This window comes from Algibacter aquimarinus (assembly GCF_039543265.1).
GTDB classification, from domain to species: Bacteria; Bacteroidota; Bacteroidia; order Flavobacteriales; family Flavobacteriaceae; genus Algibacter_B; species Algibacter_B aquimarinus.
Genome location: NZ_BAABJK010000007.1, coordinates 105309 through 126731 on the forward strand (window position 1 = coordinate 105309; position 21423 = coordinate 126731).

The 21423-nt window shown below is 32.2% G+C and carries 21 protein-coding genes; 18 read left to right on the forward strand and 3 right to left on the reverse strand.

Annotated features, from left to right (window positions below; all coding sequences use genetic code 11):
* The first annotated feature begins 22 nt into the window (after positions 1–22).
* From ABD939_RS11565 to ABD939_RS11580, 4 genes are all read left to right on the forward strand, one after another.
* Entirely contained in the window at positions 23–445 is a 423-nt protein-coding gene (locus ABD939_RS11565) for a SufE family protein (RefSeq protein ID WP_345168704.1), read from the forward strand.
* A gap of 1 nt (position 446) precedes the next feature.
* Complete coding sequence (locus tag ABD939_RS11570; protein ID WP_345168706.1) at positions 447–770, forward strand: SUF system Fe-S cluster assembly protein; 324 nt, start codon at positions 447–449, stop codon at positions 768–770.
* A 67-nt stretch (positions 771–837) separates the two neighbouring features.
* Positions 838–1344 carry a DUF2480 family protein gene (locus ABD939_RS11575; protein ID WP_345168709.1) on the forward strand — a complete coding sequence of 169 codons (507 nt, stop codon included), beginning with the start codon at positions 838–840 and terminating at the stop codon, positions 1342–1344.
* 139 nt (positions 1345–1483) lie between these two features.
* Positions 1484–2410 (forward strand): DUF3078 domain-containing protein, encoded by a 927-nt coding sequence (locus ABD939_RS11580; protein WP_345168711.1) that lies wholly within the window; start codon positions 1484–1486, stop codon positions 2408–2410.
* Positions 2411–2567: 157 nt separating this feature from the next.
* On the opposite strand, the gene ABD939_RS11585 is transcribed toward ABD939_RS11580, so the two are convergent.
* Complete coding sequence (locus ABD939_RS11585) at positions 2568–3362, reverse strand: CPBP family intramembrane glutamic endopeptidase (RefSeq protein ID WP_345168714.1); 795 nt, start codon at positions 3360–3362, stop codon at positions 2568–2570.
* A gap of 133 nt (positions 3363–3495) precedes the next feature.
* Positions 3496–5448 carry a YgiQ family radical SAM protein gene (locus ABD939_RS11590; RefSeq protein WP_345168716.1) on the reverse strand — a complete coding sequence of 651 codons (1953 nt, stop codon included), beginning with the start codon at positions 5446–5448 and terminating at the stop codon, positions 3496–3498.
* A 132-nt stretch (positions 5449–5580) separates the two neighbouring features.
* Here ABD939_RS11590 and ABD939_RS11595 point away from each other — a divergent pair, with 132 nt between their 5' ends.
* From ABD939_RS11595 to ABD939_RS11660, 14 genes are all read left to right on the forward strand, one after another.
* Positions 5581–6543 carry an L-threonylcarbamoyladenylate synthase gene (locus ABD939_RS11595; RefSeq protein WP_345168718.1) on the forward strand — a complete coding sequence of 321 codons (963 nt, stop codon included), beginning with the start codon at positions 5581–5583 and terminating at the stop codon, positions 6541–6543.
* 110 nt (positions 6544–6653) lie between these two features.
* Positions 6654–7625 (forward strand): transporter, encoded by a 972-nt coding sequence (locus tag ABD939_RS11600; RefSeq protein ID WP_345168721.1) that lies wholly within the window; start codon positions 6654–6656, stop codon positions 7623–7625.
* Between the two features lie 6 nt (positions 7626–7631).
* The gene (locus ABD939_RS11605) at positions 7632–8687 is read left to right on the forward strand and encodes a DUF3179 domain-containing protein (RefSeq protein WP_345168724.1); all 1056 of its coding nucleotides are present in this window, start codon (positions 7632–7634) and stop codon (positions 8685–8687) included.
* Positions 8688–8840: 153 nt separating this feature from the next.
* Entirely contained in the window at positions 8841–9296 is a 456-nt protein-coding gene (gene rplM / locus ABD939_RS11610; protein ID WP_345168727.1) for a 50S ribosomal protein L13, read from the forward strand.
* Between the two features lies 1 nt (position 9297).
* On the forward strand, positions 9298–9684 hold the full coding sequence (gene rpsI / locus ABD939_RS11615) for a 30S ribosomal protein S9 (RefSeq protein ID WP_345168730.1): 387 nt from the start codon (positions 9298–9300) through the stop codon (positions 9682–9684).
* A gap of 193 nt (positions 9685–9877) precedes the next feature.
* Positions 9878–10660 (forward strand): 30S ribosomal protein S2, encoded by a 783-nt coding sequence (gene rpsB / locus ABD939_RS11620; RefSeq protein WP_345168733.1) that lies wholly within the window; start codon positions 9878–9880, stop codon positions 10658–10660.
* A gap of 84 nt (positions 10661–10744) precedes the next feature.
* The gene (gene tsf / locus ABD939_RS11625; RefSeq protein WP_345168736.1) at positions 10745–11719 is read left to right on the forward strand and encodes a translation elongation factor Ts; all 975 of its coding nucleotides are present in this window, start codon (positions 10745–10747) and stop codon (positions 11717–11719) included.
* Positions 11720–11867: 148 nt separating this feature from the next.
* Positions 11868–12575 carry a UMP kinase gene (pyrH, locus tag ABD939_RS11630; RefSeq protein ID WP_345168738.1) on the forward strand — a complete coding sequence of 236 codons (708 nt, stop codon included), beginning with the start codon at positions 11868–11870 and terminating at the stop codon, positions 12573–12575.
* 52 nt (positions 12576–12627) lie between these two features.
* Positions 12628–13185, forward strand: coding sequence for a ribosome recycling factor (gene frr / locus ABD939_RS11635; RefSeq protein WP_345168741.1), 558 nt, complete (start codon positions 12628–12630; stop codon positions 13183–13185).
* A gap of 53 nt (positions 13186–13238) precedes the next feature.
* Positions 13239–14510, forward strand: coding sequence for a DUF5686 family protein (locus tag ABD939_RS11640; RefSeq protein WP_345168744.1), 1272 nt, complete (start codon positions 13239–13241; stop codon positions 14508–14510).
* A gap of 47 nt (positions 14511–14557) precedes the next feature.
* On the forward strand, positions 14558–16963 hold the full coding sequence (locus ABD939_RS11645) for an efflux RND transporter permease subunit (protein ID WP_345168746.1): 2406 nt from the start codon (positions 14558–14560) through the stop codon (positions 16961–16963).
* A gap of 123 nt (positions 16964–17086) precedes the next feature.
* Complete coding sequence (asnS, locus tag ABD939_RS11650; protein WP_345168748.1) at positions 17087–18520, forward strand: asparagine--tRNA ligase; 1434 nt, start codon at positions 17087–17089, stop codon at positions 18518–18520.
* A gap of 87 nt (positions 18521–18607) precedes the next feature.
* On the forward strand, positions 18608–20065 hold the full coding sequence (rpoN, locus tag ABD939_RS11655; RefSeq protein ID WP_345168750.1) for an RNA polymerase factor sigma-54: 1458 nt from the start codon (positions 18608–18610) through the stop codon (positions 20063–20065).
* On the forward strand, positions 20065–20670 hold the full coding sequence (locus ABD939_RS11660) for a hypothetical protein (protein WP_345168753.1): 606 nt from the start codon (positions 20065–20067) through the stop codon (positions 20668–20670). Before rpoN ends, ABD939_RS11660 begins: the two co-directional genes overlap by 1 nt.
* Here ABD939_RS11660 and ABD939_RS11665 read toward each other — a convergent pair.
* A complete protein-coding gene (locus ABD939_RS11665) occupies positions 20665–21357 on the reverse strand; it encodes a porin family protein (RefSeq protein ID WP_345168755.1) in 693 nt (230 codons plus the stop codon). The genes ABD939_RS11660 and ABD939_RS11665 overlap by 6 nt on opposite strands.
* Positions 21358–21423: the final 66 nt, after the last annotated feature.

The following is a 21423-nucleotide window of genomic DNA, read 5'->3' on the forward strand; positions in this document are numbered from 1 at the left end:
TTTTGTATAAAAATTTGTGATTGTGAGTATTGAAGATATCCAAAACGAAATAATTGACGAATTCTCAATGTTTGAAGATTGGGAAGAGCGTTACCAATATATGATTGATTTAGGAAAAGATTTACCCCTAATTAGCGACCAATACAAAACCGAAAGTAACATTATAAAAGGTTGCCAGAGTAAGGTTTGGGTGCATGCCGAAATGAAAGATAATAAAATAGATTTTACAGCTGATAGTGATGCAATTATCACCAAAGGCATTATTGCTATTTTAATACGTGCTTTTTCAAATCAACACCCAAAAGATATTATTGATGCCAATACCGATTTTATTGATAAAATTGGATTAAAAGAACATTTATCCCCAACACGTGCTAATGGTTTAGTAAGTATGGTGAAGCAGCTTAAAATGTATGCTATAGCGTACCAAACACAATTGAATTAAAATGAGTGAAGTAATAGATACAGCCGAATTAGGCGAAAAAATAGTAAACGTTTTAAAAACGATTTATGATCCCGAAATACCCGTTGACATATACGAACTAGGGTTAATATACGACGTATTTGTAAACGAAGATTATGATGTAAAAATCTTAATGACCTTAACAACACCAAACTGCCCTGTAGCAGAAACTTTACCATTGGAAGTTGAGGAAAAAGTAAAATCTTTAAACGCAGTAAAAGACGCTGAAGTTGAAATTACTTTTGATCCGCCATGGACGCAGGAGTTAATGAGTGAGGAAGCGAAGTTGGAATTGGGAATGCTTTAATTCAGTTTTAACTTAGTTTTAACTTAGTTTAAAGTTTTCTTATTAAATAAAACTTAACATCATTTTTTTGAAAGACGAAATTATAAATCGCGTAGCGAATAGCAAACTGGTCACTTTAAACCTTGAAGATTATTACCCTGAAGGTAAACGTGTTTTATTTGATATTAAAGATTGGCTCTATGAAGGTTTTGTACTTCGCGAAAAAGACTTCAGAGCTCAGGTTTCTGAGCACGATTGGGCTCAATACCAAGATAACTATGTAGCTTTAACTTGTAGTAGCGATGCCATTATTCCAGGTTGGGCGTATATGCTATTAAGCCTACAACTTCAACCTTTTGTAAAAAAAGTAATCACTGGTAATTTAGATCAGCTAGAAACATCTTTATATCAAAACATCATTGAAAGAATAGATGTTTCTGAATATAAAGACAAACCCATTATTATCAAAGGATGCTCAAACAAACCTGTCCCTCAAAATGCTTACATTATGTTAGCAACAAAGTTAAAACCTGTTGCAAAATCCATTATGTATGGTGAAGCATGTTCTTCTGTGCCACTATTCAAAAAGAAATAAATTTTATAAGTGACTTTTTATATTAAAAGGGTCTAAAATCTAAATTAAAACCTATTTCAACTAAAAGTATTTTTAATTTTAAAAATTAACATTTGTTAAAATTAATATATATTTGCCAACATTAAAAAAACGAATTACAATGAAAAAACTATTATTTTTAATAATCCTTTTCTTCGGAATTTTTTCCGTTAATGCTCAAACTAAAGAGGAATTAGAAACTCAAAAAGCTGAAAAGCAAGCTATCGCAGATGCTGCACAAGCTGAAGCAAATGCTTTACAAGCAAAAATCGATGCCCTTCCAGGATGGAGAAAAGGAGCTTTTGGTACTATTGGGGGTAGCTTATCTAACTTTAATAATTGGTACGCACAGGGAACTCCTAATAATGCTTCGGGTAATATAGGGTTTACTGTAAATGCCTTTGCTAATTTAATTCAAGAAAAGTTTTTCTGGAGAAACGCATTAACTACTAATCTAAATTGGGTAAAGTTTGATGATAAAGATGACCCTACTGATGATGATAGTTTTAGAACTGGAACTGATGTGTTCAATATTTCGTCATTATACGGTAGAAACATATCAAAAACATTAGCCATTTCTGGATTAGCAGAATATAGAACTACACTTTTAGATAACTTTAACGACCCAGGCTATTTAGATGTTGGTATTGGTGCAACTTGGACACCTATTGAAAACCTAATAGTAGTCGTACACCCTCTAAACTACAACTTTGTTTTTGCTGATAGCAATACTGTTTTTGAATCTTCTTTAGGAGCTAAAATAGTTGCAGATTATACAAGACAAATTGGTGCTGTAAACTTCAAGACCAACCTATCTGCTTTCCAAAGTTATAAATCTGGAGACTTATCTAACTGGACTTGGACAAACTCTTTTGGTTATACTTTATGGAAAATGATTGGTGTTGGTTTCGATTTTGGTTTAAGAAACAACAAACAAGAAGCCTTAAGCTACTCAATAAACACTTTAGGAAATACTGGTGAGACTTTTGAGAGTGTGGATAATGATTTACAAACGTATTACACTTTTGGTTTGAGTTATAAATTCTAATCTACTTTTAGAAACAATAATATAATCTACAAAAAATGCACTTCCTAATAAATGGAGGTGCATTTTTTCGTTTTTAGGGTTTTGCAACTGATCTGGTTTGCCAAAACTAAGTTTGTATAAGATTAATGCGGTTTTAAAACAAACCCAAGCATTAATTTTATAATTTGTTAGTTATAGTTATTTTTTTTACTCCTAAAATTGTTATTAGTATTCCAAATATAAACAAAGCCCAATACATAAAATCATAGTTTAGTCCATAAACCCAATCATAAAAGGATTCTCCAAAAACAGCATATAGTAATGAACATAGATTATTTAAAAAATGAATAATTATGAGATAAACAATATTTTTCGTTTTTAAATATATTATACAGGCAATTACTCCATAAATAAAAGTTGGAATCAAATTATTTGGAGTTGGAAAATGAATTGCCGAAAAGCATAAACTCGAAATTAAAATAGCTATCCAAACCTTATTTTTTTCAAGAAGTTTTAAGAACAAAAATTTTCTGAAAAATAATTCTTCAAAAATAGGAGCAAATAAAATACTCGAAGCTCTGAAATAAATAAAAAGGGTACTAAATCCATGAAATTTATAATGAGGCTTTATCTCTGAATTCAAATAAAAATCTATAATTCTATTAAAATCAATTATCGGTTGTGTTACGAAACCAAGTCCAATTACAATTATTAATAAATATGGAATTAAAGTAAAATCTAACTGTTTAATATTCAATTCTGATTTTAAATTCGGTCTAGGTTTCCAAAAAAAGTAGGTAACAATTAAGAATGAAATCCAAATTAAAATTAAAGCCATACCAAAAACATGTTCTTTATATTCCTTTTCAAGTAAGTTCGTGTATTTGTCAAGTCCGACAAAAAGGCTAATTTCAAGTATATTTTGTATTGCTAAAAGTAATGCAGTTAATAATATAGCTTTGATGATTCTCAATATTCTTTATTTTTTTAATTTTGGATAACTTAGAATATAAACACTACAACAAACCTCTAAATAATTATGTAACTCTTTAGAAAATTTATCTAAAAACTACTTAAAAAGATAAATTAATTAAAGCGTATTACATTTACCTGCGCTTCTTCTTGCTTCTAAATTTAGCCTTATTTTTTCTTTGATTAAAAGGCACCGCATCATTAAACGTATTTTTAGGATCTCCTTTTGGTTTATTTTTACGCCACTTCTCATTTTTTTCTGGCAAGAGCACTTTCAATAAATCTTGACGACCTAATTTGTTCAAAGTATTTTTAATCCAAGCTTTGTTTTCATCTTTGTACCAAAAGAAAAAACGATGCTGGTCATCTTTTTCTTTGCGGCTTTTAGGCGTATTTACTTTTTTAAGTGTGTATGGATGGTAACCACTATAATAAATAACTGTGGCTACCGTCATGGGTGTTGGTGTAAAACCTTGAACTTGCTCTAACTGAAAGCCCATATCTTTAGTTTCAGCAGCTAAGTTAGCCATATCTTCAGTCTCACAAGCAGGGTGATTTGAAATGAAATAAGGAATCAATTGCAGCTTCAAGCCCTTCTTGATGTTAATCTTATCAAAACGCTGCTTGAACTTATGGAAATACGAAAACGAAGGTTTGCGCATCAATTTTAAAACAGGATCGCTGGTATGCTCTGGAGCCACTTTCAACCTACCAGAAACATGTTTAGTCATAACTTCTTCTGTATAATCATCCAACTCTTTAGGGTCAGCATTTTTGTTAAATTCTGGCACGAGCATATCGTGACGAATACCAGAACCTATAAACGATTTCTTTACTTTAGGATGACTATCAACCGCCTGATATAAATCTGTTAACGGTTTATGTGAGGTATCTAGATTACTACAAATAACAGGCGAAATACAAGAAGGAGCCACACACTTATCACAGATAGATTGCACTTTCCCTTTCATCTTATACATATTCGCACTTGGACCACCAATATCAGACAAATATCCTTTAAAATCTGGCATGTTTGCCACCTTATCTACCTCTCTCAATACAGATTCCTGACTACGAGATGCAATAAACTTGCCTTGGTGTGCAGAAATAGTACAAAAACTACAACCACCAAAACATCCACGGTGGATGTTAATAGAAAACTTAATCATCTCGAACGCAGGAATGGGTCCGCGCTTGTTATATTTTGGATGCGGTAAACGTGTATAAGGCAACTCAAAAGAGGCATCAATTTCATCCTCCGTCATGGTTGGATAAGGCGGATTAATCATCAACGTTTTATCGCCTACCTCCTGAAAAATTCTACGCGCAGCTAATTTGTTACTCTCCTGCTCAATAATTTTAAAGTTAGAAGCATATTTCTTCTTATCCTTTAAACATATTTCATGTGAAGCAATTTCAACATCTTCCCAATTACTATTTTTGGGGATTCTTGCCTCAGCATCCAACAAAACTGCTGTTTGTTTAATTGTTGTAATACTTGAAAACGGAACACCTTTCTGCATCAATCGCACCACCTCTCGCAGTGGCTGTTCTCCCATACCGTAAACCAACATATCTGCTTTGGAACTTTCCAAAATAGTTGGCATAAGTGTATCGCTCCAATAATCATAATGTGTTACACGACGTAACGAAGCCTCAATACCGCCAAGTAAAACAGGTACATCTGGCCATTTTTCTTTTAAAATTTTCGAGTATACTGTAGTTGCATAATCTGGCCTAAAACCAATGTCACCATTTGGGGTATAAGCATCCTTATCACGACGCTTTTTATTAGCATTATAGTTACTAATCATAGGATCCATGCAGCCACCTGTTACTCCAAAAAACAATTTTGGCGCTCCCAATTTTACAAAATCCTGAAGATTATCATTAACATTCGGTTGCGGTACAATGGCAACACGTAAGCCAAAACTTTCTAGTAGTCGCCCAATAACAGCTGGACCAAAAGTAGGGTGATCTACATAAGCATCTCCACTAAATAGAATTACATCTAGGGCATCCCATCCGCGAATTTTCACCTCTTTGTTTGTGGTAGGTAACCAATCCGAAAGTTTTAACTCCTCCATAGCTTTGCAAAAATAGTTAAAAAAGCTATGCCTAAATCATATTTATACATTATTACTTCTACATCTAGAATTCCTTTAATAAATTGGAATTATAATAAAACAACGTATTTTTGCATCGCTTAAATTGAATTAATGAGTATTATTTCAAAAGACATACAAAAAGCTGTTGCTCTTTTAACTGATGATAAACTGGTAGCTATTCCTACCGAAACTGTTTATGGCCTTGCTGGAAATATTTATAGTGAAAAAGCTATTAAATGTATTTTTGAAACAAAAAAACGTCCGTTTTTCAACCCGCTTATTGTTCATATTCCATCAAAGGAAGCTTTAGAAAGTATTGTTAGCTACATTCCTGAAAAAGCAAAATTACTAGCCGATGCTTTTTGGCCAGGATCCATGACCTTAGTTTTAAAAAAGCAATCTTCAATTCCAGATATAATAACTGCTGGGAAAGACACCGTTGCTGTTAGGGTTCCTAATCATCCGGTAACTTTAGAACTTTTAAATGAATTACCATTTCCTTTAGCAGCTCCTAGCGCAAATCCTTTTGGAAGTATTAGCCCAACAAAACCAGAACATGTAGAACGCTATTTTAAGGATGATATAGAGCAAGTTTTAGATGGCGGTTCGTGTAACAATGGTATAGAATCTACTATTATAGGTTTTGAAAACGACGAACCTGTTGTTTACCGTTTGGGAGCTTTAGCTCTTGAAGAAATTGAAACGGTTGTTGGAAAAGTTAAAATAAAAAACCGAAAAGAAATTAATCCAGATGCCCCAGGAATGTTAGAGAGACATTATGCACCTTCAACTTTAACTGTTTTATCAAAAAATGTAATAGAAGATCTTAAAAATTATTCTGGAAAACGCATTGGGGTTTTAATTTTTAAATCTGCTATTGAAAGTGATGTAATTCAAAAACAAATTATACTATCTGAAACAGGAAGCTTTCAGGAAGCAACTTCAAAATTGTATGATGCTTTGCATGAGTTGGACAAACAAAATTTAGATGTAATTATTGCTGAAATTTTTCCTGATTATGGTTTAGGCAAATCAATCAATGATAGATTGCAACGTGCTGCTTATTCTTCTTGAAGAATAAGCTATTTTCTTGTCAATATTTCCCTTTTTTGACCTTTAATTTTAAAATAAGTAAGAAACCAAAAGCTTTATCGACACTTTAGGTAGTCGTATTTAAAAAAGCTATGTTAATAAAAAAATCGATTTCTATCGTTTTTATTATTTGTGCATCAACTATGTATGCTCAAACGTGTTGTTCTGGCGGAATTCCACTTTCTAATAACATTGGCATGTCTGTTGAAGAAAAAGGAACATTCCAACTAAGTCTTAATTACGATTACAATAACCTTAATACTTTAAATAACGGAACAGAAAAATTGAATGACGATTCAAGATTACGAATAACCAATTCAATACTTTTTAACATAAGCTATGCTGTAACCAACAGGCTATCTGTAGAAGGCTTATTTACTTGGGTTAACCAACGTAGGGTTATTTCTCAATTTGGAAATGAAAATTTAGACCAAACTTCTGGAATTGGAGATGGCCTATTATTACTGAAATATAACTTTAAAAATGGGCTTGGAAAAAACAGTAATATCGAATTGGGTTTAGGAGCTAAAATCCCTTTTGGTTCTTCAACAGAAACAAATAATCAAGGTATTACTCTAAATGCCGATTTACAACCTGGTAGTAATGCTTGGGATGTTGTTTATTTTCTTTCAGCATCAAAGCAAGCTAATTTTAGGCCTTCACTTACTTTTTCTGGAAGAATTATTTATAGAAGTACCGGCACCAATAATTCTTATTTTGAAAATTCAAGCTATAAATTTGGGAACGAAATTCAAACCTTTTTGGGTGTTTCAGATCAATTTTCAATCTTAAAAACATTAGCAACCCCAAGTATAAGTTTAAAATATAGGGATGCTAAACAGGATGAAATAGACGGATTTAACTTAGACAATACAGGTGGGAATTGGTTATTTATAATTCCAGATTTTTCAATTAATATAAAACCAAATTTGGTGTTTTCTACCAGAGCAGAATTACCTTTATATAGTAATGTTGATGGCACACAATTAACACCTACCTATAGAATTACAACTGGTTTTCTATTTAAAATTAAACCAAAATCAAAATTATTAAACTTAAGATAAGCAGCTATGAAAAATTACATCTTATTGGCATTATTAGTTCTATTAACGTCATGTAGCACCACTAGTGAAAGTGTAGAAAACAGCATTCCTAATGAGTTTTCCGAATGGTTAATACCTATCAACCAAATTCTAGATGGCGGCCCAGGGAAGGATGGTATTCCGTCCATAGACAACCCACAATTCACTGAAGCTGCATCAGTTTCATTTTTAGCAGATGACGATTTAGTGGTAGGCATAATTAAAGGCAATGAAACTAAGGCATACCCACATGTTGTTCTAGATTGGCATGAAGTGGTAAACGACGAAATTGATGGTTCTTTTTTTACTTTAAATTATTGTCCCTTAACTGGCACAGCTTTTGCTTGGGAAAGTAAAACCAATAACACTAGAACTACTTTTGGTGTTTCTGGTTTATTATACAATGCTAACCTCATATTGTACGATAGAAATACTGATAGTAATTGGTCTCAACTTCAGTTAAAATGTGTTAACGGAGAACTCATTAACGACAAACCAAAATTGTACAACGTTGTTGAAACCAACTGGAAAACATGGAAAGCACTTTATCCTGACTCTCAAGTTTTAAATGCACAAACAGGCTTTTCTAGAAATTATGGAACTTCGCCTTATGGAGATTATGCAACTAATAATAATCGCTTTATTTTTAGACCCGAAATTACAAATCCTGCTTTACCAAATAAAGAAAGAGTGTATGCGATAATTGATGAAACAAAATCGAAAGTATACCAATTTTCAGACTTTACAAATGGTAAAATCATAAAAGATTCTTTTGAAGGTAAAAACTATTTAATTGCTGGTAATAATGATATAATTTATGGTTTTGGCTTAAATAACGATCAAGCCAACCTAACCTTTGAATATGATTTTAATGATTCAGAGTCTTTCTTTAAAGATAATGAAGGCAACAAGTGGTCTATATTCGGTACAGCCATTGAAGGCCCAAGAACTGGTGAATCTCTGGAATCTGTAAAATCTGTTATGAGTTACTGGTTTGCTGTTGCAGTTTTTTACCCGAACCCAGAGATTTTTTCTACCCAATAATTTTCTAATTAATTTCATGAAGATTAACGAATTACATATATTAAAATTCAACAAAAAATTATCTTACATCACTGTTTGTTAATCCAATAGTTTATCGTAAATTTGCAAACTCTTTTTGAGAGAGGAATGTTTAATAATTAAAAAAATCAAAGTGTGGACACATTAAGCTACAAAACGATTTCAGCAAACAAAGCTACTGTAAATAAGGAGTGGGTTTTGGTTGATGCTGAAGGTCAAGCGCTTGGTCGTTTAGCTTCTAAAGTTGCAAAACTTTTAAGAGGTAAGCACAAGCCAAACTTCACACCTCATGTTGATTGCGGAGATAATGTTATCATTATTAATGCAGAAAAAATCACGTTATCTGGTAACAAATGGACTGACAAGTCATACATTCGTCACACAGGTTATCCAGGAGGTCAAAGAAGTTTAACTGCTACTGAGTTGTACGGGAAAGACCCTGCTAGAGTAGTAGAAAAATCAGTTAAAGGAATGCTACCTAAAAATAAATTAGGTGCAGCTTTATTCCGTAACCTAACAGTTGTTGTTGGTTCAGAGCATGCTCATGCAGCTCAAAAGCCAAAAGCAATAAATCTAGAAGAATTTAAATAACATGGAAGTAATTCACAAAATTGGCCGTAGAAAAACGGCTGTTGCGCGCGCTTATGTTTCTAAAGGAAAAGGAAACATTACAATCAATAAAAAAGACTTAGCTAATTATTTTACTACTGCTACTTTACAGTACAAAGTAAAACAACCTTTAGCTTTGACTAACAATGACGCCAACTTTGATATTACAGTAAATGTATATGGAGGTGGTATTACTGGACAAGCTGAAGCTGTTCGTTTAGCAATTTCTCGTGCTATGTGCGAGGTTGATGCAGAGAACAGATTAATCTTAAAACCAGAAGGTTTATTAACAAGAGATCCAAGAATGGTTGAGCGTAAGAAATTCGGTCAGAAGAAAGCACGTAAGAAGTTTCAATTCTCTAAACGTTAATATCCTGGACTTGGTTCAGGATCTGATTATCAGATTCCTTTATCATTTTCAAAACAAATAATAAATTAAAAACAGTTATTGTTGTCCTAGTGTAAAAACAGGATTTAGTTTAGCATCTAAATGGTTAAGGCGAATTTTTTAAATAATGACCACTTAATCATTGCTAATTCAACAGAACGTAAACTATTACAAAATGGCAGTAGAAGTAAAAGAATTACTTGAAGCAGGTGTACACTTCGGACACCTTACACGTAAGTGGGACCCAAATATGGCACCTTACGTTTATATGGAGCGTAACGGTATCCATATAATAAACCTTTACAAAACAGCGGCTAAAATTGATGAAGCTGGAGCAGCACTTGCAAAAATTGCAGCTTCTGGACGTAAAATTTTATTCGTTGCAACAAAAAAACAAGCAAAAGATATAGTTGCTGAAAAAGCTGGTGAAATTAACATGCCTTACATCACTGAAAGATGGCCGGGTGGAATGTTAACAAACTTTGTTACTATTAGAAAAGCGGTTAAAAAAATGGCTTCTATTGATAGAATGAAAAAAGACGGCACGTTCATGACCTTATCTAAAAAAGAGCGTTTACAAGTTGATCGTTTAAGAGCTAAGTTAGAGAAAAACTTAGGTTCTATATCTGATATGACACGTTTACCAGGTGCTTTATTTGTTGTAGATATTAAGCGTGAGCATATCGCGATTAAAGAAGCTCAAAAATTAAACATTCCAATTTTTGCAATGGTTGATACCAACTCTGACCCACGTCAGGTTGATTATGTAATCCCTGCAAATGATGACGCTTCTAAATCGATAGATAAAATATTAACGCATGTAGCATCTGCAGTATCTGGTGGATTAGCAGAACGTAAAGCTGAAAAAGAAGCTGCTGCTGCGCCAAAGGAGGAAGCTCCAAAAGCGAAAGCAAAAGCGGCACCAGCTAAGAAAGCTGTTGCGGAAGAAGAAGAATAAATAACACAATACACACAAATAAGTCGTTTAGTTCTTTTTCTTTATTGAAAATTTATTGAACGACTTTTTTAAATTATAATTACTATGAGTACTACAGTAAAAATAACAGCCCAAGAGGTAAATAAATTAAGACAAGCTACTGGTGCAGGAATGATGGACTGCAAGAAAGCTTTAGTAGAAGCTGGAGGTGATTTTGATAAAGCTATTGAAGTTTTGCGTAAAAAAGGACAAAAAGTAGCTGAAAAAAGAGCCGATAGAGATTCTTCTGAAGGTGCAGCTGTTGCAAAAATTAATGCAGACCAAACAGAAGGTGTTGCTATTGTTTTAGGATGTGAAACTGATTTTGTTGGTAAAAACGAAAACTTTTTAGCACTAGCAAGTCAATTAGCTGATATTGCTTTAAACACAAACTCTAAAGACGAGTTTTTAGCTGCTGATTTTGGAGGCATAACAGTTGCTGAAAAATTAGTAGAACAAACTGGTGTGATAGGTGAAAAACTTGACATCACTTCTTTTGAAAAATTACAAGCAGCATACGTTGGATCTTATGTTCATATTAACAAAATTGCCGCTTTAGTTGGCTTAACTGCTAAAGTTAATAACGCTGATGTTTTAGTAAAAGACGTTGCAATGCAAGTAGCATCAATGGGAGCTACATCATTATCTTACAAAGATTTTGATCCAGCATTTGTAGCATCAGAAACTGAAGCTAGAATTGCTGTTATTGAAAAAGAAAATATTGAATTAGGACGTTTAGGTAAAACCCTTAAAAATGTACCTAAATATATTTCTATGGCTCAATTAACTCCTGAAGTTTTAGCTGAAGCAGAAGAAGCTGCTAAAGCTGAATTGGCTGCAGAAGGGAAACCAGAAAAAATCTGGGATAGAATTTTACCAGGTAAAATGGAACGTTTTATCTCTGATAACACAACTTTAGATCAAGAGCAATGTTTACTTGACCAAAAGTTTATCAAAGATGACAAGAAAACAGTTGCTGAATATGTTTCTACTTACGGTGACGTTGAAATCTCTGGTTTTAAGAGAGCGACAGTAGGATAAATATATTTCTATTAGTTCAGAAATATCTATAATATTAAACCACTACTTTAAGATAAAGTAGTGGTTTTTTTATTCAAAAAATCCAGTTTCATATAAATTCAAAAAATAAAAAAATTGTGTAGCTTTGTCCAACCTCATAAAAAAACACATGAAATACAAAAGAATACTCCTTAAACTTTCTGGCGAAGCCTTAATGGGAGGACGCCAATATGGTATAGACCCAGACCGATTAGCTGAATATGCTCAAGATATAAAAACCATAACCGATAAAGGCATTGAAGTTGCCATAGTTATTGGCGGAGGAAATATTTTTAGAGGTGTTGCTGGAGCAAGCAAAGGAATGGATCGTGTACAAGGAGACCATATGGGAATGCTTGCTACAGTTATTAACGGTTTAGCATTGCAAGGCGCATTAGAAGACGCTGAAATTCCAACAAGGCTTCAAACCGCCATAAAAATTAACGAAGTTGCAGAGCCATTTATAAGAAGAAAAGCCATGCGCCATTTAGAAAAGGGACGTGTTGTTATTTTTGGTGGTGGTACAGGAAATCCTTACTTTACTACAGACTCTGCGGCAGTTTTACGCGCCATAGAAATTGAAGCTGATGTAATTTTAAAAGGCACGCGTGTTGATGGTATTTACAATGCAGATCCAGAAAAAGATACTAGTGCCGTTAAATTTAATTCTATTTCTTTTGATGATGTATTAAGAAAAGGATTAAAAGTTATGGACACTACAGCTTTTACCCTTAGTCAAGAAAATAAATTACCAATTATTGTTTTTGATATGAACAAGAAAGGAAATTTACTAAAGGTCGTTTCTGGAGAAAACATTGGCACAGTAGTTAATGTATAATTTGGCTTAATTTTTGAACCTGTTTGTATAATTGAAATAAAAGTTTAAAACTATGAACGAAGACATACAATTTATAATAGATACAACAAAAGAAGCTATGGATAATGCTATAGCTCATCTTAAAAAGCAGTTTTTAAATATCAGAGCTGGAAAAGCTAGTCCTGCTATGCTAGGAAGTGTTATGGTTGATTATTATGGTACACAAACACCGCTTAGTCAAGTCGCCAATGTTAATACACCAGACGGTAGAACCATTACTGTTCAGCCTTGGGAGAAAAGCATGCTTCAAGAAATTGAACGTGGTATTGCTTATGCCAACCTTGGCTTTAACCCTATGAATAATGGAGAAACAATTATTATTAATGTTCCACCATTAACAGAAGAACGCCGTAGAGATTTAGCAAAACAAGCAAAAGCAGAAGCCGAAGATGCTAAAGTAAGTATTAGAACTGCTCGTAAGGATGCTATGAACGACATCAAGAAAAACGACGACATTTCTGAAGATTTGCAGAAAAATGCTGAAATAGATGTACAACAAATAACAGATAATCACGTTAAAAAAGTTGATGAACTTTTCGATAATAAAGAAAAGGAAATTATGACAGTATAATTCTAAGAGCGACGAAAATGTCGCTTTTTTTATATCAAATTCACTTTACGTAAATGTTAAAACGTTACTCTTTACTTTTCTTTATAGTTTGTTACTCATTTACACATAGCCAACCTATTACCGAAAAAGAGAGTGAACAACAACAAGACTCTATTAATAAGAAAGAGTTTGTTAAATATTTAGGCAACGGTTATCTTCCAACTAAATATTTCAATTTCGACTTAAGATACTTAATAAAATACAACCAATTTGAAGGCGTAAGAACCGGTATTGGTGGTGAAACCAACAACACCTTCTCAGAAAAATATCGAATAAACAGTTATGTGGTTTATGGGTTTAGAGATGGCCGTTTCAAATATAGTATTGGGGGTGGTTTTAGAATTTCTGAACAAACCAACACGTGGTTAAATCTAGCATATACTGATGATTTACAGGAAACGGGCAGTACTAAATTTTTAACAGACAAACGTTTTTTTCAATTTTTTGAACCTCGCTTATTGAATATAGACTTGTTTCATAAGCACATTACAAAGTCTGTTGCCTTGGAGCACGAGATAAGCTCTAAACTTTTATCAGAAACAGAATTGGCAGTAAGTGAAATTGATCCCACATATAGTTATGGCTATGTTTTAAATGATGAGGTTTTTAATAACTTTAATTTAAGTACTGCAAAAATATCACTACAATGGAATCCTTTTGATTATTTTGAAATGTCTAAAACAAGTCCCAAAAAAATAAAGGACGGCTTTCCAAAATTTACATTACAATACACGAAAAGTTTCCAAAATGTTTTTGATGGTGATTTTAATTTTTCGAAAGTAGATTTTAGAACAGTTCACAGAATTGGAATTAAGGATAATCATTTTTCTGAAATTACTTTAGTTTCTGGTTTGGCCTCTGGTGATGCGCCATTAACACATTTGTACCACGCTTATCCAAATAACATTACCAAAGAAACAATATTACAACGCTTTTCTGTTGCTGGACTAAATAGTTTTGAGACTATGTTTTTTAATGAGTTCTTTTCAGATAAATTTGTAACCTTTCAATTTAAGCATTACTTAAAACCCTTCTATATTTCTAAAAGATATAGCCCACAACTAGTTTTAATTACAAGATATGCAATTGGTGATATAAGCACACCCGAAAGGCATCAAAATATAACCTTTAACTCCCTAAAATATGGGTATACTGAGTCTGGTTTCGAAATAAATAAATTACTATTTGGTTTTGGATTAAGCTTTACATATCGATATGGTGCTTATCACTTAACTGAATTTGAAGATAATGTGGCTTTTAAGTTTACATTTAACGTCACATTATAAGGTTATACAGTCCTTTTTTCTACCTTTGCGCATCTCTTATAAAAGGTATGTTTAAACTTTTCACAAAAGATTTTTGGGATATTACCGCTGGATTAATTTTACGCAATAAAATTATTATTCTAGTTGGCATTATTGCTACAACTATTTTTTTCAGTCAGCAATGGGATAACATGCGCTTTACTTATACTGAAGCAAATTTACTTCCTGACGATCATGAGGTAAACATTACCTATAACAACTTTTTAAAAACCTTTGGAGAGGAAGGCAATTTAATTGTACTTGGTGTAAAAGATAGCTCCCTTTTTTCAGTAGAAAAACTTAATGCATGGAATAACCTTTCTAATAGTTTTAAAGCTTATGAAGGTGTAGAGACTGTTATATCAATTAAAGACCTTCAAAAACTTATAAAGGATAATAAAAACGAAAAGTTTAGGTTAGAGCCTTTTATTAAAGATTCAATAAGTTCTTTAAAACAAATTGAAACACTTCAAAACGAGTTATTTGAAAAATATCCGTTTTATGATAATTTCTTATTCAATAAAGAAACAAAAACTATTAGAAGTGCCATTTATCTAAAAAAAGATATAGTAAACACATCAGCAAGAAAAGATTTTGTTGTTGATGTTTTAATTCCAAAAATTGAAAAATTTGAAACATCTAACAATTTAGATGTTAGAGTCTCTGGTATGCCATATATCAGGACTTTAAATTCGCAGAATATAATTGAAGAAATTAACCTGTTTGTAATTGCGGCTTTATTAGTAACATCTATTATTTTCTTTTTCTTTTTCAGGTCTTTTAGAGCCACTTTTATTTCACTAATTGTAGTATGTATTGGGGTTATGTGGACACTTGGTATTTTAGGCTTATTAAACTATGAAATTACTGTTTTAACTGCCTTAATCCCCCCGTTAATTATCGTTATTGGTATTCCTAACTGTATATTTTTAATTAATAAATATCAGCATGAAGTAAAGTTACATGGTAACAAAGTAAAGTCGTTACAGCGTGTTATTACAAAAATTGGAAATGCTACGTTAATGACCAATGTTACAACAGCATCAGGTTTTGCCACTTTTATATTAACAGAAAGTAAGCTATTAAAAGAATTTGGTCTTGTGGCATCATTAAGTATTTTGGCCATTTTTATTTTATGCCTATTAATTATTCCTATTATTTATTCTTTTTTACCCTATCCAAAAGACCGTCATTTAGAACACCTAAACAAACGTTGGATTGGTGGTTTTGTAAATTGGATGGAGCGTATGGTAAGGCAAAAAAGAATCACTATTTATAGTACCTCATTAGTTTTACTCATTTTAAGTATCATAGGTATTTATCAAATAAAAATATCTGGGAGTTTGATAGAAGATATGCCTCAAGAATCTGATTTTGTTCATGATGTTAGGTTTTTTGAAGAAGAGTTTAATGGTATTATGCCTCTGGAAATTATGATTGACACCAAACGTAAAAAAGGTGTTATGAAACTTTCCACGTTAAAACGTATGAATGAATTAGAGGATTTAATTATTGAAACACCTCAATTATCGAAGCCTATTTCTGTTGTAGATTTGGTTAAGTATTCTAAACAAGCTTACTATAATGGGAACCCTAAATATTACCAATTACCAACTTCTCAAGAAAACAGCTTTATTCTGTCTTATGCAAAAAACTCATCTTCAAATGTAGATCTACTAAAGAATTTTGTTGATAGTACTGGGCAATATGCTCGTATAACTACATTTATGAAAGATATTGGTACTGATAAAATGGAACGAATTGAAGAAAACCTTCAAGATAAAATTGATAAGGTTTTTCCGAAAGAAAGATATGAAGTTACCATGACAGGTAAAGCACTTGTGTTTCAAAAAGGGACTAAATATTTGGTTAAAAATTTAGTGATTTCTTTATCACTTGCCATATTCTTAATATCAATATTTATGGCTTATATGTTCCGGTCTGGGCGAATGATTATTGTTTCACTAATACCAAACCTTTTACCGCTTTTGGTTACAGCAGGTTTAATGGGTTATTTGGGTGTGCCAATAAAACCTTCAACTATACTTGTTTTTAGTATTGCTTTTGGTATTTCAGTAGATGATACCATCCACTTTTTAGCTAAGTACCGTCAAGAATTACAAGCAAACCATTGGAAAATAAAAGCTTCTGTTTATGGTGCTTTAAGAGAAACTGGAGTAAGTATGTTTTATACCTCAATAGTACTGTTTTTTGGGTTTTCAGTATTTACCATTTCAAGTTTTGGGGGCACCGTGGCCTTAGGCGCATTAGTTTCTGCAACGCTACTATTTGCGATGCTTTCAAACTTATTATTGCTACCTTCTTTATTATTATCATTAGAGCGAAGCATTGCCAACAAGCAGGTTTTAAGAAAACCTTCTATAAATATTATTCCAGAAGAGGATGAAACTGAAGAAGAAAATTCTAAAACATAAAATTTAATTACAAATTCCAACCTAAACTTCAAGTTTAAATATAATTTCTTGTGTTTTTTCGAATTTATAATTTGAATTTTGACATTTGAAAACTTTATATTTACAATCTAAAATATAGTTTATATGACATCACGTACTGTTTCAGAATTATTAACACAAGATATTGTTTTTCCAGAAGTAGATATAAAAGGTTGGGTACGAACCTTTAGAGCAAATCGGTTTATTGCTTTAAATGATGGCTCAACAATTAACAATATTCAATGTGTTGTAGATTTTGAGAATTTTGATGCAGCACTCTTAAAAAGAGTAACAACAGGAGCTGCTGTGCATATAAAAGGTAATTTAGTTGAAAGTCAAGGAAAAGGACAAAAAGTTGAAATTCAGGTAAACGAACTAATTATTTTAGGAGATTCTGACCCTGAAACCTACCCTATCCAACCAAAGAAACACTCTTTTGAGTTTTTAAGAGAAAATGCTCATTTACGTACACGAACTAATACATTTAGTGCAGTAATGCGTTTACGGTCTTCACTTTCATTTGCTATACATAAGTACTTTAATGAGAATGGATTTTATTACATGCATTCGCCAATTATAACTGGAAGCGATGCTGAAGGCGCTGGTGAAATGTTTAAAGTTACTAGTCTTGATGGTAAAAATCCACCTTTAAATCAAGAGGGAGAAATTGATTACTCGCAAGATTTCTTCGGAAAAGAAACCAATTTAACGGTATCTGGACAACTTGAGGCAGAAACTTATGCTATGTCTCTGGGTAAAGTATACACTTTTGGACCTACTTTTAGAGCTGAAAACTCAAACACCTCACGCCATTTAGCAGAATTTTGGATGATTGAACCCGAAGTAGCGTTTATGGATTTAGCGGGTAATATGGATTTAGCAGAAGACTTTATGAAATCTGTAATAACCTATATTATTGAAAATAATAGTGAAGATTTAGAATTTTTAGATACTCGACTACAAAACGAAGAAAAAACAAAACCACAAGCCGAACGCAGTTCTATGACTTTAATTGAAAAATTAAAATTCGTCACAGAAAATAATTTTAAACGTGTTAGTTATACCGAAGCCATTGATATTTTGCGTAACAGCAAACCTAATAAAAAGAAAAAATTCAAATATCTAATTAATGAATGGGGAACTGATTTACAGAGTGAGCATGAACGCTTTTTAGTTGAAAAACACTTTAAATGTCCCGTTATTTTATTCGATTACCCAGCAAATATAAAAGCGTTTTACATGCGATTAAATGAAGATGGAAAAACAGTTCGTGCTATGGATATTCTATTTCCAGGTATTGGCGAAATTGTTGGAGGAGCACAAAGAGAAGAACGTTTGGATGTATTAAAACAAAAAATGGCATCTATAAATATTTCTGAAGAAGAACTTTGGTGGTATCTAGACTTACGCAAATTTGGGACCGCTGTACATTCTGGCTTTGGTCTAGGTTTTGAGCGTTTGGTTATGTTTGCTACAGGAATGAGTAATATTCGAGATGTAATTCCTTATCCAAGAACACCTCAAAATGCAGAATTTTAAATAAAATTTTAAGTATTTAGAAGTTTGGTACGACTTTGGTAACCTAATTCCTTTTTTTATCTTTGATTAACAACCTTAAATCCAAACATGCTTAAACAATACTTACAATTTAAACTCTCACAAAAGTTATCTCCGCAGCAAATTCAATTAATGAAATTGATTCAGCTGCCTACACAAGCTTTTGAGCAACGTTTAAAACAAGAATTAGAAGAAAACCCTGCACTTGAAGGCGGAAAAGAGGAAAAAGTTGATGAGTTTGATTCAGATTTAAACAACAGTGAAGATTACGACGATAACGAAACTATAAATGCTGATGATATAAATGTTGATGAATATTTGAGCGATGATGAAATTCCAGACTATCGTACCCAAGCCAATAACTATAGCAATGATGATGAGGAAAAAACTATGCCTTACGCAGCTGGCACATCATTTACTCAACATTTAGTAAACCAGTTAAATACGTATAGATTATCTGATGAAGAATATAGTATTGCTGAATTTCTAGTTGGAAGTGTTGATGAAAGCGGATATATCCGTCGAGAATTAACTGATATTATGGACGATTTAGCCTTTACTCAAAATGTTTATACCACAGAGGAAAATATAGAAAACGTTTTGAAAATTGTTCATCAATTAGACCCTGCTGGAGTTGGTGCTAGAAATTTACAAGAATGCTTAAGCATACAATTACATCGAAAAGAAAAAACTGCAGATACGGAATTGGCTATTGATATTATAGATAATGCCTTCGATCAATTCACAAAAAAACATTACAAAAAATTACTTCAAAAATTCGATATTACTGAAATGCAACTAAAGGATGCCATTTCAGAAATTGAACATTTAAATCCTAAACCAGGCGGTTCTTATGCTGGGAATAATAGAATAGTTGAACATGTAGTACCAGATTTTGCAATAAAAATTGTTGATGGCGAATTAGAATTAACCTTAAATGGAAGAAATGCACCAGAGCTTCATGTATCTCGCGAGTATAATAATATGCTTAAAGGATACAAAGAATCCAAGGATAAATCCAAATCGCAAAAAGATGCAGTTGTTTTTATTAAACAGAAACTAGATGCTGCTAAATGGTTTATTGAGGCTATAAAGCAGCGTCAACAAACCTTATTTGTTACCATGAGTGCTATAATGCATTACCAAAGCGAATACTTTTTGACTGGTGATGAACGTAATTTAAAACCTATGATCCTTAAAGATATAGCAGATGAAATATCTATGGATGTATCTACCGTATCTCGAGTTGCAAATAGCAAATATGTAGACACCCCTTATGGCACAAAATTGATAAAAGAATTCTTTTCTGAATCGATGAAGAATGATCAAGGCGAAGATGTTTCAACAAGAGAAATTAAAAAAATTCTTGAAACTGTTATTGAAGAAGAGAATAAGAAAAAACCGTTAACAGATGAAACACTAGCAGGTATTTTAAAAGAAAAAGGATACCCTATTGCACGACGTACTGTTGCCAAATATAGAGAGCAACTAGATATTCCTGTAGCTAGACTTCGTAAAAAAATATAATGGATAAAATATTAAGAAGCATCTCATATATTTTTCATCCTTTATTGATGCCAATTCTAGGCGTAATTTTTTATTTTTCTAAATCTCCTCGTTTTATTCCTTACGATATAATGCGGGCTAAGTTAGTTTCACTTTTAATACTAACTATTCTATTACCAATTCTTCTGTTTTTTTTATTAAAAACACTAGGTAGAGTAAAATCTATTAATTTAGAAACTACCAGTGAACGAATTCTGCCTTTAACCCTTAATTGTATTGTTATTATTTTGGTATTAAAAAGAATTTTAACACCAAATCAAATCACTGAACTTTATTTCTTTTTTGTTGGCATTTTAATATCAACCATGTCCTGTTTAATTTTAGCCGTAGCTAAATTTAAAGCCAGCATCCATATGATTGCAGTTTCAGGAGTATTTATGTTTTTTGTGGCTTTAAGTATCCATTTTAGCATTAATATAAATGGTACACTTGCTTTAATGATTATTATAATGGGAGCTATAGCAACCTCAAGATTACACATGAAAGCGCACACATACAAAGAACTCATTATTGGTTTTTTTATAGGCCTACTTCCGCAGTTAATTTTAGTTAGATATTGGCTATAATATATAAAATATTAAACCAACCTTAAGTGTATTAATATCTAAGTTATTTCCGTTCAGTAAAACGTCATCCGTAAAAACAGGATTCAACGCATAATACACGTATATATTCCAGGTATTGTAACCCACACTTAGAGACAGTCCGTATTGAAGATTATTAAAAGAATCTATATTATTCAACTTAATATTACCCAAATCACCTTCATATTTGGTTGTATTAGAAAACAAATAACCAAATTTAAAACCTGTATAAATTCGCCAAAAATTATAATCTGAAGCTGTCGATGTTCGCCATCTAAATTCCAAAGGAATCTCAACTAAATGTGTTGAAAATTTGTTTTTAGAGTATGTATTACCATCTTCCAAAATAGTATAAGAGAAGGCTCCAAAATCATCGTTGTTAATAAGTAAGTTATTATTATAGGAATTTGTAGAATACCCTAAACCAATGCCTAGGGCCATAGTTCGCTTTTTATTAATGGGCATGTCTCTAATAAAACCTAGGTGGAAACCAGATGAAAATCCTGCTTGAGATAAATCATCAGGACTATTACTAAGTATATTATAAGTAACACCAAAATAAAATTGATCTTCCCTGTATAAGGAATCTAACGTTTTATTAACTATCTCCTGAGCAAATATTGTATTAATAAAAAGAATAAAACATAATAAAACGAAATATCTATTCATATCAATTAAATGAAAAAAGGGTATTCTCATTAAAGAATACCCTTATATTTTTTAACAAATTAAGAT